The 15,711-nt window shown below is 65.6% G+C and carries 14 protein-coding genes; 7 read left to right on the plus strand and 7 right to left on the minus strand.

Features of this window, described 5'->3' with window-relative positions:
- Positions 1-544: 544 nt before the first annotated feature.
- A complete protein-coding gene (pdxH, locus tag ACMG4O_RS00980) occupies positions 545-1,174 on the minus strand; it encodes a pyridoxamine 5'-phosphate oxidase (protein WP_414434207.1) in 630 nt (209 codons plus the stop codon).
- Positions 1,175-1,267: 93 nt separating this feature from the next.
- Here pdxH and ACMG4O_RS00985 point away from each other — a divergent pair, with 93 nt between their 5' ends.
- On the plus strand, positions 1,268-1,834 hold the full coding sequence (locus tag ACMG4O_RS00985) for a gamma-glutamylcyclotransferase (protein ID WP_414434208.1): 567 nt from the start codon (positions 1,268-1,270) through the stop codon (positions 1,832-1,834).
- A gap of 1 nt (position 1,835) precedes the next feature.
- Here ACMG4O_RS00985 and ACMG4O_RS00990 read toward each other — a convergent pair whose 3' ends face one another.
- Complete coding sequence (locus tag ACMG4O_RS00990) at positions 1,836-2,858, minus strand: AraC family transcriptional regulator (RefSeq protein WP_067605056.1); 1,023 nt, start codon at positions 2,856-2,858, stop codon at positions 1,836-1,838.
- A 148-nt stretch (positions 2,859-3,006) separates the two neighbouring features.
- Here ACMG4O_RS00990 and ACMG4O_RS00995 point away from each other — a divergent pair, with 148 nt between their 5' ends.
- The 3 genes from ACMG4O_RS00995 (at position 3,007) to ACMG4O_RS01005 (ending at position 5,366) form a co-directional block, all read left to right on the plus strand.
- Complete coding sequence (locus ACMG4O_RS00995; RefSeq protein WP_414434209.1) at positions 3,007-4,209, plus strand: alkane 1-monooxygenase; 1,203 nt, start codon at positions 3,007-3,009, stop codon at positions 4,207-4,209.
- Between the two features lie 90 nt (positions 4,210-4,299).
- A complete protein-coding gene (locus ACMG4O_RS01000) occupies positions 4,300-4,920 on the plus strand; it encodes a flavin reductase family protein (RefSeq protein ID WP_414434210.1) in 621 nt (206 codons plus the stop codon).
- Positions 4,917-5,366 carry a YchJ family protein gene (locus ACMG4O_RS01005; RefSeq protein ID WP_414434211.1) on the plus strand — a complete coding sequence of 150 codons (450 nt, stop codon included), beginning with the start codon at positions 4,917-4,919 and terminating at the stop codon, positions 5,364-5,366. Before ACMG4O_RS01000 ends, ACMG4O_RS01005 begins: the two co-directional genes overlap by 4 nt.
- Here the strand turns inward: ACMG4O_RS01005 and ACMG4O_RS01010 are convergent.
- Positions 5,347-6,150, minus strand: coding sequence for a siderophore-interacting protein (locus tag ACMG4O_RS01010; RefSeq protein WP_414434212.1), 804 nt, complete (start codon positions 6,148-6,150; stop codon positions 5,347-5,349). The two genes, ACMG4O_RS01005 and ACMG4O_RS01010, sit on opposite strands and share 20 nt — an antisense overlap.
- Positions 6,151-6,239: 89 nt before the next feature.
- Between ACMG4O_RS01010 and ACMG4O_RS01015 the strand changes: the two genes are divergently transcribed.
- Entirely contained in the window at positions 6,240-6,671 is a 432-nt protein-coding gene (locus tag ACMG4O_RS01015) for a MarR family winged helix-turn-helix transcriptional regulator (RefSeq protein WP_414434213.1), read from the plus strand.
- A gap of 216 nt (positions 6,672-6,887) precedes the next feature.
- Here the strand turns inward: ACMG4O_RS01015 and ACMG4O_RS01020 are convergent, their stop codons facing one another.
- From ACMG4O_RS01020 to ACMG4O_RS01030, 3 genes are all read right to left on the minus strand, one after another.
- Entirely contained in the window at positions 6,888-8,312 is a 1,425-nt protein-coding gene (locus ACMG4O_RS01020; protein ID WP_414434214.1) for an efflux transporter outer membrane subunit, read from the minus strand.
- Positions 8,305-11,499, minus strand: a complete 3,195-nt coding sequence (locus ACMG4O_RS01025) for an efflux RND transporter permease subunit (RefSeq protein ID WP_414434215.1) — start codon at positions 11,497-11,499, stop codon at positions 8,305-8,307. Before ACMG4O_RS01025 ends, ACMG4O_RS01020 begins: the two co-directional genes overlap by 8 nt.
- An 82-nt stretch (positions 11,500-11,581) precedes the next feature.
- Positions 11,582-12,769 (minus strand): efflux RND transporter periplasmic adaptor subunit, encoded by a 1,188-nt coding sequence (locus tag ACMG4O_RS01030; protein WP_414434216.1) that lies wholly within the window; start codon positions 12,767-12,769, stop codon positions 11,582-11,584.
- A gap of 416 nt (positions 12,770-13,185) precedes the next feature.
- Between ACMG4O_RS01030 and ACMG4O_RS01035 the strand changes: the two genes are divergently transcribed.
- Positions 13,186-14,154 carry an AraC family transcriptional regulator gene (locus ACMG4O_RS01035; protein ID WP_414434217.1) on the plus strand — a complete coding sequence of 323 codons (969 nt, stop codon included), beginning with the start codon at positions 13,186-13,188 and terminating at the stop codon, positions 14,152-14,154.
- Positions 14,155-14,166: 12 nt separating this feature from the next.
- Here ACMG4O_RS01035 and crcB read toward each other — a convergent pair whose 3' ends face one another.
- Positions 14,167-14,553, minus strand: a complete 387-nt coding sequence (gene crcB, locus ACMG4O_RS01040; protein ID WP_142949835.1) for a fluoride efflux transporter CrcB — start codon at positions 14,551-14,553, stop codon at positions 14,167-14,169.
- Positions 14,554-14,725: 172 nt separating this feature from the next.
- On the opposite strand from crcB, the gene ACMG4O_RS01045 reads away from it, so the two are divergent.
- The gene (locus ACMG4O_RS01045; RefSeq protein ID WP_414434218.1) at positions 14,726-15,640 is read left to right on the plus strand and encodes a LysR substrate-binding domain-containing protein; all 915 of its coding nucleotides are present in this window, start codon (positions 14,726-14,728) and stop codon (positions 15,638-15,640) included.
- Positions 15,641-15,711: the final 71 nt, after the last annotated feature.

Consider the following 15,711-nt stretch of genomic DNA (forward strand, 5'->3'; position numbering starts at 1 on the left):
TACACACTTCTATCTCGATAATCTGGCAAATTACTCGCACAAATAAGGCCATTGATCGGCGGCATTTTCTCTGGCGTGGCATCAGCGACGGTTTTCACGTGCGGCGATACCTTTATTGCACTCACACTTTTCAACTAAACAAAAAGGCGCAGCGACATCCTGAGCGCCCTCTTGGACGGGCATCCAATCTTCCCAACTACATATGAGCTCGGTAGGCACATTCACATCGGGAACGCAGCGCTGATAATCTTTCTGCTGCGCCGCAGAGGATACGAGCTGAAGATACTCCATGACCCGGTTTCGGATTCGAGCATCCACAACTTTCTTGGGAGGTCGGTCAGCCATCACTGTCCTTGTTTTAATAGCCTTACACGCCAACCCAAGCATCCGATGGTCGGCTGGCGCGTTATCACATTATTAATATTTCGATGAACTAAGATAAAACCAGAAAATTCCGCGGGGCACAAATGCGGCCATGAGGCTCGTGGAGGGATACACTCGCTCCCACGGCACACGCAGGAGCGGTATTAAATGCGGCTCTGGATCAGGGGGCCAGGCGCTCGCGGGCCCACTCACTGCCGTCCTTGATATATCGAAACCGGTCATGCAACCGACTAGGCCGCCCATGCCAGAACTGAATCTCCTCGGGCACGATGCGGTACCCCCCCCAGGTCTCCGGCATAGGGATGGTCTCGCCTTCCGGATACTGCTCAGCCAGCTTGGCCATATCCGCTTCCAACTGCTCCCGGCTGGCGGGCCGGCTCTGATGGGAGACAGCGGCGCTGAGCTGGCTGCCCCGTGGGCGGCTGGCGAAGTAGTCGCGGGATTGCTGGGCGGGGATTTTCTCGGCGCGGCCATTGACGATCAGCTGGCGGTCGAAGGGGCCCCAGAACATGACGAAGGAGACGTTGGGATTGGCGGCGATGTCGTCGCCTTTGCGGCTGTCGTAGTGGGTGAAGAAGACGAAGCCGCCGTCTTCGATGCCTTTGAGCAGCACCACGCGGCTGGAGGGGCGGCCGTCAGCGGAGACGGTGGCCAGGGTCATGGCGTTGGCCAGGGGCAGCTCGGCGTTGATGGCGTCGTCGACCCAGCGGCGGGCTTGTTCCACCGGGTCCGCCAGCAGATCAGCTTCGGTGAGGCCGGGGGCGTGGTATTCCTGGCGTACGTCTTTCATGGGGTGCTCTGCTCCGCGTTGTGGTGGGTTTTATTGTACGGAAAAGGCGTGGTGGGTGCGTTAGGCCGGGCGGGTTTGGGTTAGAATCTGGGGATGTCTTTCGATACCACCGAACTCAATAAAACCCGCCAGGACCTGAGCGGCCGGGCCGATGTCTGGCTGTTCGGCTACGGCTCGCTGATTTTCAAGGCGGACTTTCCGTTTCTGGAGCGCCGGCCCGCCAGCATCGAAGGCTGGGCGCGGCGGTTCTGGCAGGGCTCCCACGATCATCGCGGCACGCCGGAGCGCCCGGGCCGGGTGCTGACGCTGGTGGAGAGCCCGGGGACGGTGTGCGCGGGCATGGCTTACCGGGTGGCGCCGTCGGTGTTCGAGCATCTGGATGTGCGCGAGAAGAACGGCTATTTGCGGTTCGCCACGCCGATGACGTTCGCCGACGGCGGCCATGAAGAGGGGCTGGTGTACATCGCCACCGAGGATAACGCGGCCTTTCTGGGGCCGGCGCCGGAGGACGAGATCGCGCGGCACATTCATCGCAGCCACGGGCCCAGCGGGGCCAACCGGGATTATCTGCTGCATCTGGCCGAGGCGCTGCGCGAGCTGGGCGCCGAGGACGAGCATGTGTTCGGGCTGGAGCGGCGGTTGCTGGCGCTGGCGCCGTAGCTCAGGGCGCGCGACGCATTCTTAGCGGCGTGGTGCCGAACCAGCGCTGGAAGGTGCGGCTGAAGTTGGAGGGGTCCTGGTAGCCGAGCTTTTCGGCGATGCGCTCCACCGGCAGGCTGGTTTCCAGCAGGTACCAGGCGGCCAGTTCGCGGCGCACGTCGTCGAGCAGCTCCTGGAAGCTGGTGCCTTCGGCCTTGAGCTTGCGGATCAGGGTGCGGCGGGACATGGCGAATTCCTCGGCGGTGTCGTCCAGGGTCGGGTAGTCGCCGTCGCGGTCGAGCAGCATCACGCCGATGCGCTGGCTGAGCGGGCCGCCGCTCTGGATCTGCCGTAGTTGGTGCTCACAATCCCGCAACGCCGCGCGGTGCGTGGTGGGGTCGGCGGTCAGGCAGGGGGTGTCGAGCAGCGCGGCGGGCAGCGTGATGGTGAGCTGGCCGGTGCCGAAGGTCACCGGGCAGCCCAGATATTCCTCGTACACCGACGCCCAGGCGGGCTCGTCCAGCGGCAGGGTGACGGCCACGTCGCGCAGCCGCCGCGAGGTCACCGTGTCCACCAGCTGAAAGTAGGTGGCGAGGATCGAGCCGGTGACGAATTCGCGGATCTCGGCCAGGTCCACCTGCTCGTCCAGCGTCAGCACGGCGTGGTCGTCGAATTCCTCGAAGCGCACCCCCACCAGCTGGAACCTTACCCCCACGTAGCGGGACACCACCCGCAGCACTTCGCGCAGGTCCGGCGCGGACACCACCGCGTAGCCCAGCGGCCCGTGGGCGGACACCGAGGTGACGCCGGCGGTCTCCAGGCCGATCCAGGGCTGGCCGGTGAGGTCGATGGCGCGGCGGATCAGGCGCGACATCTGCTCCAGGCTCAAATAGCGGTGATCGCCCAGCAATTGCTCCCATTGCAGGCGGGTGTCCTGGAATATCACCGCGTTATCGAAGCCCCGCTCATGCAAATACGCGCACAAAAGACGCGGATAGGTGGGGTGAATCGCGGGGCGCAGCCGGTTTGTGATCTGCACGGTCATGGGTGCCGCTCCCTGGAAGCCTTCCCTCCAAGGTAGTGAATGTCAGCCGCCTTGTCACTTTATGACGATTTATTGCCACTCTAAGCGGTGCCGGTTGGCCCCGGACAGGCGGAGGATGGAACCATTACATAACAAAGAGGTGAGGTTTATGAGCAAGGCAGGTGTATTCACCGGACCGTCCGGTGTGATCTACCGCGACCGCAAACGGCATCTGTGGTTTTCGTCGCTGTTCGTGCCGGCCATCGTGTTCGTGGGCCCGGCGCTCTATTTCGCCACCGGCAACAACGCGCTGATGCTGTGGCTGCCGCTGGCGTTCTACTACCTGACCGTGCCGGTGCTGGACATGCTGATCGGCGAGGACACCAGCAACCCGCCGGAAGAGGTGGTGCCGCAGCTGGAAAACGACCCCTACTACCGCTGGATTCTGTACGCCCTGGTGCCGCTGATCTGGGGCGCTTGGTTCTACGGCGCCTGGTTCGTGGGCACCCAGAACCTGCCCTGGCACGGCGTGCTGGCGATGATCTACCTGATCGGCGGCACCTGCGGCGTGGGCATCAACCTGGGCCATGAGCTGGGCCACAAGAAGGGCAAGGGCGAGCGCTGGCTGGCCAAGTTCGTGCTGGCACCCTGCGCCTACGGCCACTTCTTTATCGAGCACAACAAGGGCCACCACAAAGACGTGGCCACCCCGGAAGACCCGGCCTCCTCACGCATGGGCGAGAGCATCTGGAAGTTCGCGCTGCGCGAGCTGCCCGGCGCCGCCAAGCGCGCCTGGCGCCTGGAGAAGGACCGCCTGAACGCCCAGGGCAAATCGGTCTGGTCCCTGGAGAACGAGATCATCCAGCCGGCGATCATCACCCTCGTCGCCTGGGGCACCGTGCTCGCCATCTTCGGCATCGGCCTGCTGCCCTACATTCTGGGCACCGCCTTCTGGGGCGCCTTCCAGCTGACCTCCGCCAACTACATCGAGCACTACGGCCTGCTGCGCCACAAGAAGGCCAACGGCCGCTACGAGCGCACCCAGCCGCACCACAGCTGGAACAGCAACCATATGTTCTCGAACTGGGCCACTTTCCACCTGCAGCGCCACTCCGACCACCATGCGCACCCGACCCGTCGCTACCAGAGCCTGCGCCACTTCGAGAACCTGCCCGAGCTGCCCAACGGCTACTTCGGCATGTTCTTTATCAGCTACTTCCCGCCGATCTGGTACAAGGTAATGGACAAGCGTCTGCTGGAACACGCCGGCAACGACGCCCGCAACATCAACTTCGACCCGGCCAAGCGCGAGAAGCTGATTCGCAAGTACGGGATCAAGCACGGCGATGCCCCGCCCAAGGTGGCGGCTTGAGTTGATAGTTGATAATTGACAGTTGATAGCTGCAAGCGCGGGCTCGGCCCGCGCTTGTCGGTTATAGCCCGCCCCAAGTAGCATTGCTCAATGACTACTGAGACCCATTTCTACGAACCCTCCGCCGGCCACGGGCTGGCCCACGATCCTTTCAACGCCCTGGTGGCGCCCCGGCCGATCGGCTGGATTTCTTCGCGTAGCCGCGATGGGGTGCTGAACCTGGCGCCGTACAGTTTCTTCAACGCCTTCAACTACAGGCCGCCGCTGGTGGGCTTCGCCAGCATCGGCTACAAGGACAGCGTGCGGAACATCGAGGAGACCGGGGAGTTCGGCTGGAACCTGGCCACCCGGCCACTGGCGGACGCGATGAACCAGAGCTGCGCGGCGGTGGGCCCGGAGGTGGACGAGTTCCAGCTGGCCGGGCTGACGCCGGAGCCGTCACGGGTGATCGGCGTGCCCCGGGTGAAGGAGACGCCGGTGTCGTTCGAGTGCCGGCTCAGCCAGATTCTGCGGCTCACCGGCGCCGACGGCACCGAGACCGACACCTGGATGGTGTTCGGCGAGGTGGTGGGCGTGCACATCGCCCGCCATCTGCTCAAGGACGGCGTCTACCAGACCGCCGACGCCGAGCCGATTCTGCGCGGCGGCGGCCCGGCCGACTACTTCGGCATCAGCCCGGATACGTTCTTTCAGATGTATCGCCCCAAATGAGTGAGCACGTCCCCTGCCCCTGTGGCTCCGGCCTGGACTACGCCCAATGTTGCCGGCTGCTGCATCATGGCAAGCCGGCGTCCTCGCCGGAGGCACTGATGCGCTCGCGCTACAGCGCCTTCGTGCGCGACAACGCGGACTATGTGCGCGCCAGCTGGCACCCGGATACCCGGCCCTCCGAGCTGACGCTGGAAGGCGGCGATCAATGGCTGGGCCTGGAGATCGTTGACGCGAAGCAGGACGGCGACGCGGGGCAGGTGCACTTCCGCGCCACCCACCGGGATGGCGATGGCTTCGCGGTGCTGGAGGAGCGTTCGCGCTTTGTGCGCGAGAACGACCATTGGTTCTATCTGGACGGCGAGCACACTGTCACGCCGCTCAAGCCCGGCCGCAACAACCCCTGCCCCTGCGGCAGCGGCCGCAAGTTCAAGAAGTGCTGCGGCTGAGTGCCTCTTTATCCTTGCGCTTTTCGAGCTGGTGGCGGTCTTCGGTGAGGCCGATCTGCCAGTAGCCGCTGGCGTAGAGGCGACGACGCTCGATCGGGCGTTCCTGGGTGAGGTAGCGCCGCACGGCGCGCACCGCGCCGCTTTCGCCGGCCACCCAGACCGACGGCGAGCCGTCCAGCCAGGGTAGCCCGACGATGGTGTCCACCCAGCCCATGGCCGGCTGTTCCGGGTGGGGGTTCACCCGCCAGATCACTTCCATGCCGGGCGGGAACGGCAGGGCCTGCCGGTCCGCGTCGTCGAGGATATCCAGCACCGCGTAGCCGCGGGCGTTGGCGGGCAGGCGTTCGATGTTGGCGCCGATGGCGGGCAGCGCGGACATGTCGCCGGCGAACAGGAACCAGTCCGCGTCGAAGTCCGCGAACTTGGGCGCGCCGGGCCCGGCGAAGCCGACGCGGTCACCGGGTCGGGCGGCGGCGGCCCAACCGGAGGCGGGGCCGTGGTCGGCGTGCATCATAAAATCCACCGCCACTTCGCCGCGTTCGTGGTCGAAGTGGCGCAGGGTGTAGGTACGTACTATGGGTCGTTCTTCCGGAGGCGCGTCGCCGAGCGGCGGCAGCGGGATCTCCGTTTGCCCCGGGCGGGGAATCAGCAGTTTGAAGTTGGCGCTTTCGTGGTTCTTCGGGAAGTCGCTGAGATCGCCGCCGCCGAGCACCACCCGTTTCATGTTCGGGGTGACACTCTCGGTGCGCAGCACTTCCAGAATACGGGGGGCCGGTCTAGGCATGGGTTACCTCATGGTGGTGGCGCTTGTGGCGCCCGTCTAACTAGTGGACAATATCAACCATAATTTCACTAGTTGATGTTGTCAACCATATGAATGACGATTCCGATATCCGCCAGGTGCTCTGGCAACTGGCGTTTCAATTCAAGGTCAACTCCAAGCGCGCGGTGCGCGATTACGATCTGCCGCTGAACGGTATGCACATACGCCTGCTGCAAATGATTCGCCGCCATCCCGATTGCACCGCCCAGCAGATCGCCAGTGTTACCGGCCGCGACAAGGCGCAGATCACCCGGGTGATCAAGGAGCTGGAGGGCATGGCGCTGATTACGCGCACGCCGGACCCGGGGGACCGTCGGGCCCAGCTTCTGTCGCTTAATGAGAAGGGGCGGGGTTTGATGGCTCGCATCAAAGACGCCGAGGACGAGGTGAAAAAGACACTTCTCAAAGGCATTAATAAGAAAGACCAAAATACCTTTATTGAAATCGGTAATCGGATGTTGGATAACCTTCGCGAACATTAGAACCGGCTTGTGGGAGCTTGCCTGCAAGCGAAAGGCCGGCTTTGCCGGGTGGCTGTAAGCCACCCTTTCGCGGGCGGGGCCCGCTCCCACAAGCCCGCTCCCACAAGGCCCGCTCCTACAGCACTCGCTCCCAAAGAGCACCTTCCCTCAAAGTCTTAAAAAAAGGGGCCGTCCTGGCCCCTGGGGTAAGAAAACGAATCAGCGCGTCGTTTTCGGTTAATCGTTTGCCGAGGCGATGGGCGCCGCGTCGCCGGGGGCGCCGGCCAGGGCGCGGTAAATGTTGACCATGGCCAGGGTTTCGGCGGTGCGGCTTTCGATCAGCGCGTCGCGGGTGTCGATCAGCTCCTGCTCGGCGGCGAGCACTTCGAAGAAGCCGATAAAGCCCTGCCGGTAACGGGTGCGAGCGAGCTCGGCGGCTTCACCGGCGGCGTCGGTGGCGGCGCCCAGGCGTTCGCTGCGTTCGCGGCTGCGGGCGTAGCGCACCAGCTGGGTTTCGGTTTCTTCCAGCGCCAGCAACACGGTCTGCTCATAGTTGGCCAGGGCCGCCTGGCTGTCCGCGTCGGCGGCGTCGATGCGGCTGCGCACCCGGCCGAAGTCGAGGAAGGTCCAGTCCACGCCCAGCGCCACCCGTCGGGTTTCCGCGCCGGCGCTGAACAGGTCGCCGCTGTCGCTGGCCACGGAGCCGATCAGCGCGTCCAGGCTGAAGCTCGGGAACAGGTCGGCGGTGGCCACGCCGATGCGGGCGCTGGCCGCGGCCAGGCGCCGTTCGGCGGCGCGGATGTCCGGCCGGCGGCGCAGCACCTCGCCGGGGCTGCCCACCGGGATCACCGGCAGGCTTTCCGGCAGCGGCGCCGGCGGCGCCAGCTCGTCCACCAGCGCTCCCGGGTTCTGCCCGGTGAGCACGGCGATGCGGAACATGCGCGCCCGCACCGCCGCCTGCAGATCGGGGATCACCGCGCGGGTGGCCTCCAACTGGGATATCGCGCGGACTTCGTCGAAGGCGGTGCCGCGCCCTGCCCCCACCCGCGAGCGCACGATCTCCAGGGACTGGCGCTGGTTGTCCACGTTGCTGCGCGCCACCAGCAGTTGCTGTTGCAGGCCGCGCAGCTCGAAGTAGCTGGTGGCCAGCTGACCGACCAGCGCCACCTGCAGCGCGGCCAGGTCGGCGCCGGCGGCGCCCAGCTCGGCCCGCTGCGCTTCGCTGGCGCGGCGCAGGCGGCCGAACAGATCCAGCTCCCAACTCAGACCGGCGGCCGCCTGATACAGCTCAACGCGGTCGTCACCGGCGCCCGGCGGCGTGCGCTCCACATCCGCCAGGTGCTGTTCGGCGGCGGACGCGGAAACGCCCACATTGGGCAGTTGCTCGGCACGGCTGCCGCGCAGCAGTGCTTCGGCGCGCTGGTAGCGGGCCAGCGCGGCTCGCAGGTCGCGGTTGGCGTCCAGGGTCTGGCGGATCAACCCCGCCAGCATCGGGTCGTCGAAGCCGGCCCAGAAGCGCTGCTCGTCGGCGCTGCCGGACGGCGTTTGCGGTGCCTCCAGGAAGCGCTCCGGCGCGTCCGGTTGCACCGGTTGATAGTCCGGCCCCACGGCGCAGCCGGAAAGCCACGCCAGTGCCGTCAGCAGGACAATGGATTTATGCATGATTGTCTCCAGAAGTCTGGCCGTGCGCTTCGCCGTCCATGGTTGAACCGTGATGGCTCACCGGCCGGCCGCCGCCGGCCAGCTTGCGCAGGGCGACGTAGAACACCGGGGTCAGGAACAGGCCGAACAGGGTGACGCCGATCATGCCGGCGAACACCGCCGTGCCCAGTGCCTGGCGCACTTCGGCGCCGGCGCCGCTGCCCAGTACCAGCGGCACCACGGCGGCGGTGAAGGTGATCGAGGTCATGATGATCGGGCGCAGCCGCAGGCGGCAGGCTTCCAGCGCCGCTTCCACGGTGCCCTTGCCTTGCAGCTCCAGCTCGCGGGCGAACTCGACGATCAGAATGGCGTTCTTGCACGCCAGCCCGATCAGCACCACCAGGCCCACCTGCACAAAGATGTTGTTGTCGCCGCCGGCGAACCACACGCCGATCAGCGCCGAGAGCATGCACATGGGCACGATCAGGATCACCGCCAGCGGCAGGGTCCAGCTTTCGTACAGCGCCGCCAGCACCAGGAACACCAGCAGAATGGAAAGCGGGAACACCACCAGCGCGGCGTTGCCCTGGGTGGCCTGCTGGTAACTCAGGTCGGTCCATTCGAAGTCCATGCCCGGCGGCAATACCTCTTCGCCGAGGGCGGTGAGGCCGGCCATGGCCTGGGCGGAGGACAGCACGGTGGGGTCGGTTTCGCCGGCCAGGTCCGCCGCCGGGTAGCCGTTGTAGCGCAGCACCGGATCGGGCCCGAAGGTCTCGGTGAGCGTGACCATGGAACCGATCGGCACCATTTCGCCGCGGTCATTGCGCGTGCGCAGACGGGCGATGTCTTCCACGCTTTCCCGGAACGGCGCGTCCGCCTGCGCCATCACCTGCCAGGTGCGTCCGAAGCGGTTGAAGTCGTTGACGTAGGTGGAGCCCAGGTAGGTCTGCAGGGTGTCGAACAGCTCCGTCACCGACACGCCCTGGGCCTTCGCTTTCAGCCGGTCCACTTCCGCGTCGAGCTGCGGCACGTTGGCCTGGTAGCTGCTGATCGGGAAGCCCATGCCCGGCGTCTGCGCCACCGCGCCCTGGAAATTGTTGACCGCGTCCTGCAGGGCGCCGTAGCCCAGATTGCCCCGGTCCTCGATAAACAGCTGATAACCGGAGCCGTTGCCCAGGCCGAGGATCGGCGGCGGCATAAAGGAAAACGCCAGCCCTTCCTTCAACGCACCGATCTTCTGGTTGATCTCCGCGTTGATTTCCGAGGCGCTGCGCTCGCGCTGCTCGAACGGCTTGAGCGGGAAGAACACCACGCCGGTGTTGGACGTATTGGTGAACTGCAGCGCGTTCAAACCGGGAAACGCGATGGCGTGCTCCACGCCTTCGGTGTTCATGGCGATGTCCACCACGTCGTTGAGCAGCTCGTCGGTGCGCTGCAGCGAGGCGCCCTCCGGCAGCTTCACCCCGGCCATAAGGTAGAGCTTGTCCTGGATCGGAATAAAGCCTGGCGGCACCACCTGGAACATGGCGCCGGTGCCGGTGAGCAACAGGATATAAACCAGGAACACCGCACCGCGTTTGCCCAGCGCCCGGGACACCGCGCCCTGGTACTTGTTGGAGCTTTTATTGAAGAAGCGGTTGAACGGCCGGAACAGCCAGCCGAACAGCGTGTCGATCACACGGGTAAGCCGGTCCTTGGGCGCGTCGTGGGGCTTGAGCAGCATGGCCGCCAGCGCCGGCGACAGGGTCAGCGAATTGATCGTGGAGATCACCGTGGAGATGGCGATGGTCACCGCGAACTGCCGGTAGAACTGACCGGTAACGCCGTCGAGAAACGCCATCGGCACGAACACAGCGCACAGCACCAGGCCGATGGCGACAATCGGGCCGGATACTTCCTTCATGGCCTGGTGGGCGGCGGCCAGGGGCGTCAGCCCCTCTTCGATGTTCCGCTCCACGTTCTCCACCACCACGATGGCGTCGTCCACCACGATGCCGATGGCCAGCACCAGGCCGAACAGCGTCAGGGTATTGATCGAGTAGCCGAGCAGATACAAGGCGCCGAAGGTACCGACCACGGACACCGGCACCGCCAGCAACGGAATGATCGAGGCGCGCCAGGTCTGCAGGAACAGGGTTACTACCAGTACCACCAGCAGCACCGCTTCCAGCAGCGTCTTGATCACCGACTTGATCGAATCGCTGACGAAGATGGTGGTGTCATAGACCGCTTCGTACTCCACCCCTTCCGGGAAACGCGGCTCCAGCTCGTCCATGATGCCGATCACCTGCTCGCGGATTTCCAGGGCGTTGGCGCCGGGGGCCTGGAAGATACCGATGGCCACCGCGTCCTTGCCGTCCAGCTGCGCGCGCAGGGTGTAATCGCCGGCGCCCAGCTCCAGGCGCGCCACATCGGAGAGCCGCACAATCTCGCCGTCGTCGCCGCTCTTGAGCACGATGTCGCCGAACTCCTGCACGGTGCGCAGGCGGCCGCGGGCGTTGATCAAAGTCAGGAAATCACTGTCGGGCATCGGCTCGGCGCCCAACTGACCGGCGGACACCTGCACGTTCTGCTCGCGCATGGCGCCCACCACATCGCTGGCGGTGAGCCCGCGCGAGGCCACCTTGGCCGGGTCCAGCCAGGCGCGCATGGCGTAGTCGCCGCCACCGAACACCTGGGCGTCGCCCACGCCCTGAACCCGCGCCAGCCGGTCCTTCACATGCAGCCGCGCGTAGTTACGCAGATAGAGGGTGTCGTAGCGGCCGTCCGGCGAGGTCAGGTGCACCACCATCAAAAAGGTGGGCGACTGTTTCTGGGTGGTCACGCCCTGGCGGCGCACCGCTTCCGGCAGCCGCGCCAGCGCCTGGCTGACCCGGTTCTGCACGCGCACCGTGGCGTCTTCCGCGTCGGTGCCGGGGCGGAAGGTAATGGTCATCTGCAGCACGCCGTCGGAGCCGGCCACGGATTTGAAGTACATCATGTCTTCCACGCCGTTGATGGATTCCTCCAGCGGCGTGGCCACGGTTTCAGCGATTTCCTTGGGGTTGGCGCCGGGATACACCGTGCGCACCACCACCGAGGGCGGCACCACTTCCGGGTATTCACTCACGGGCAGGTTGGGAATCGAGATCAACCCGACCGCGAAGATTATGATGGACACCACCGCCGCGAAGATCGGTCGGTCCACGAAAAAGCGTGAAAAATTCATCGCAATAGCTCCCATGCGGCGGGCCGCCGGCCCGCCGGATGCAGTCGTTCCCCGAGAATTAAGGTTTTAGGGTGGTAAGGCTTCAGGGCTGCGACGCGGCGACGGCCTTGTCGTCGAGGGCCGGCGCGTCGCGCATGGCGACGTCGCGGGGCGCCACTTGCATGCCCGATCCGAATACTTTTTGCAGGCCGTTGACGATCACCCGATCGCCGCTTTCCAGGCCCGATTCGATCACCAGCAGCTGGCCCACCTGGCGGCCGGTGACCACCTGACGACGGCCCACTTTGTTGTCGCCGTCGATCACGTAGACGTAGCGACGGTCCTGGTCAGTGAGCACCGCTTTGCGGTTCACCAGCAGAGCGCTGTCCAGTTCCGCCACCGGCATTTCCACGCGTGCGAACTGGCCGGGTTTAAAAGCGCCATTCGGGTTCTCCAGCACGGCGCGGTACTGCAGGGTGCCGGTGTTCGGGTTCAGCCGGTTGTCGATAAAGTCCAGCGCCCCCTGGTGCGGGAAGCCGTCCTCGCCCACCAGGCCGATGCGTACCGGCTCGGTCTTTCCCGGCTCAAGCGACTGGCCGCTCCGCACGGCGCTGTCCTCGTTGCTGTCGAAATACACGTACAGCGGATCCACCGAGACCAGCGTGGTCAGCAGCGTCTGGTCGGCGCTGGCCAGGTTGCCCTTGGTGACCAGGGCGCGACCGGCGCGGCCGTCCACCGGCGCGGTGACGCGGGTGTATTCCAGGTTCAGTTCGGCGCTCTGCAGCGCGGCCTGGGCCTGCTGCACACTGGCGCGGGCATTAAGCAGGGCGGCGCGGCGCTGGTCGTACTCCTCCTGGGAAATGGCGCGGCTCTCCAGCAGACGCTGGGCGCGGCCGGCTTCACCTTCGGCCAGCTGCAGCCGGCTGCGCGCCTGCTCCAGTTCGGCGCGCGCCGCCCGGGCGCGGGCCTGGTAAGGGCGCGGGTCGATCTGGAACAACAGGTCACCGGCTTTCACCAGCTCGCCTTCCTCGAACGCCACTTGATCGATGTAGCCGCTTACCCGCGGGCGCAGCGCCACGGTCTGCGGTGCTTCCACCCGGCCGGTGAAGGTTTCCCTCAGGGTGACCGGCTCGGCGAGTACGCGCGCGACGTCCACCTCCGGCGGTTCGCCGGCGTGCTGCGCTTCGCTGCGCGCGTCGCAGCCCGCCAGGAACACCATGGCCAACAGCAAGGGCGTCAGCCCCCAGAACAAGCCCGCGTCGCTGGCGGACTCACCGTTAAAAATATCCATGTCGTTTCTCTCCACCTGTAATAAAAAGCCACATGTAATAACGGCCACATTGAACAAGGGTCCGCCTCGCGGCCTGGCCTTGGCACTAATCGAACGGGTCGACCCGAACTCGACAGGACGGTAATTCCTCAAGTTAGATTCAGGTCAATTAAAAAATGAATGCTTTCGTCTATGGCGACGATGAAGCGCCACTTTAGGGAGAGGGCATCGGACGGCGGTAGCGTATTCCTGCCGCGTGCTTGCCCGATTCTGTTAAGCAGGGAAAGGTTCACGAAACTGTTATCTGCGTATTCCTTCCACGGGTTGCGCGATCCTGCAGGGTGCTTGCCCAAAACTGCAGGCCGTGTACGGAGTCGCTTCACGCCACCGTCGCCGGGCGTATACTGAGCCGCAAGCCAATTCGGGAGGGTTACGACGTGAAGGCAAGCACTTCCACCGTGAGCACGGAAAACGAAGCCGCCGAAGAACTGCGACTTCTCGGCGAGATTCTGTCTCGCAAGATTCTGCCCTGGGCACCGCTGGACGGCCTGCAGCCCACCCCCATCGAAGGCCTGGAACTGATTCGCTCGGACACCCCCACCACCTGTGTGTCGTCGGTGTACGAGCCTTCCCTGTGCCTGATCGCGCAGGGCGGCAAGACCGTCTGGCTGGGCGACAAGGAAATCGTCTACGGCCCGTTGAGTTGTCTGGTGTCGTCGGTGCATTTGCCGGTGCTCGGCCAGGTCACCCAGGCGAGCCCGGACAAACCCTATCTGGGCGTCAAGCTGTCGGTGGACCCTCAGGAAGTCACCGATCTGATCATCGAGTTGGGCGACGATCTCAGCGAACCGGAAGAAGAGTGCCCCGATATCTCCTGCGGCCTGTGCCGCACCCAGGCGGAAAAAGGCATGGTGGAGGCGGTCACCCGCCTGGTGTCACTGCTGGACAGCCCGGCGGACGCGCGCATCCTGGCGCCACTGGCGCGCCGCGAGATTATTTATCGGGCGTTGATCGGCGAGACCGGACCGAGAATGCGCCGCTTCGCGTCGGCGGACAGCCAGGCGCACCGTATTTCCAAAGTGATCGCCGTGCTCAAGGATCGCTTCACCGAGCCGCTGCGCATTCGCGAGCTGGCGGAACAGGCGAACATGAGCGAGTCGTCCCTGTTCCACAGTTTCAAGCAGGTGACGCGCATGTCGCCGCTGCAGTTCCAGAAGAAGCTGCGCCTGCACGAAGCCCGGCGCCTGATGCTGAGTGAGGGGCTGGAAGCGGCCACCGCCAGCTTCCGGGTGGGGTATGAAAGTCCGTCCCATTTCAGCCGCGAATACAGCCGTCTGTTCGGCGCGCCGCCGCGGGCGGACGTGATCAAACTGCGCGGCGAGACGCCGCAGGCGGTGCGCCTCTAGGCCTAACAGGGGCTACAGCCGGTCGCGCACCAGCGCCACCATGGCGAAGCCCAGGCCGGTCATCGCCAGGGAGCCGGCCACGTGCACGGCGATGCCGGCCAGCGCCACCGCCCAGCGGCCGCTTTGCAGATGCTCGAACATCTCCGCGGAAAAGGTGGAGAACGTGGTCAGCGCGCCGAGAAACCCGGTCACCAGGAACAGCCGCCATTCCGGCGCCAGCGCCGGCAGCCAGGCGAACACCCCCAACGCCAGGCCGATCAGCCAGCCGCCCAGCAGGTTGGCCGCCAGCGTGCCCAGCGGCAGCGCCGGAAACAAGGCGTTCAGCCACAGCCCCAGCAGCCAGCGGGCATTGGCGCCCAGCGCAGCGCCGCCACTGATCGCCAGTACGTATAACCACATGCGTTCGTTTCCCCAGCGGATGGAAAGGTCTATTAGCATGCCATTCCATGGGCGCGAACGTTACCCCTGGTTACCTCATTTGCACCGGCTATAACACTGAACGGTGACAACACTATGGCGTCCGCCGCCAACAGGGGTATTGTGGTAAAAAAACAACCCGCCGGTGAATGCTATGGACCGGATCCGCAGCGAGGACCTCAGGGACTTTCTTACCGTCGCCGAGGAAGGTGATTTCGCCCGCGCCGCCCAACGCCTGGGTCGCCATCCCATGTTGTTGAAGGAGAGCGTGCGGGAACTGGAGCGCGACATGGGCGCGCCCCTGCTGATCGTTAACGCCACGGCGGTGAGCCTGACCGGCGCCGGCGACGCCCTGGTGATCAGCGCCCGGGCGTTGCTCGCCAGCCAGGAAGCCAGCCGCGCGCCGCGCACGCGCCTGCCGGCCAACGGCCAGCTGCGCATCGGCGTGCCCGCGGCGCCCTTGCCGCCGCTGGTGCCCCGCATTCTCAGCGCCTTCCGCGCGCTGTTCCCGCGTATCGCCCTGAACATTCGCGAGGCCTCGGACGACGCCCAGTTACACGAACTGGAGGCGGGCCGGCTGGATATCGGCTTCGTGCACTCCGCGCAGAGCCCGGCGGCGCTGCCCTGGGAAGCGCTCACCGAGGAGCCGCTGTGCGTGATACTGCCGCCCCGACACCCGCTGCTGACGCTGCGCACCGTGGCCCTGGAGCTGCTCGCCGCGGAGCCCTTTATCCTGCCGCCGGCGGGCCTGGCCGACGGCTTCGTGGCGCGCATCACGCAGCTGTGCGCGGAAGCGGACTTCCGGCCCCGCGTCAGCCACCAGGCCCACCAGTTGTCCACCACCGCCGGTCTGGTGGCGGCCGGCCTGGGCGTGGCGATCGTGCCCTGCGCCCCGGACACCGACGATCAATATGGGGCACTGCTGCGCCCCCTGACGGTTCACGGGCGACCGGCACCGGCCACCCTGCCGCTGCTGCTGGCGCGCGGCAAAGGCCCGCCGGGCGTGGTGCTGGGCCAGTTTCTCGACACCGCGCGCCAGCTCGCCGGGCACCCGCCGACGACCCACTGAGCGTGGCACGGTCCTTGTATCCCTGGGGCCACGCCTGCACAGAAGCGGCCCTGTTCGTATAGACTAAGGTC

The organism is Alloalcanivorax venustensis (assembly GCF_047495515.1).
Classification (GTDB): Bacteria; Pseudomonadota; Gammaproteobacteria; order Pseudomonadales; family Alcanivoracaceae; genus Alloalcanivorax; species Alloalcanivorax venustensis.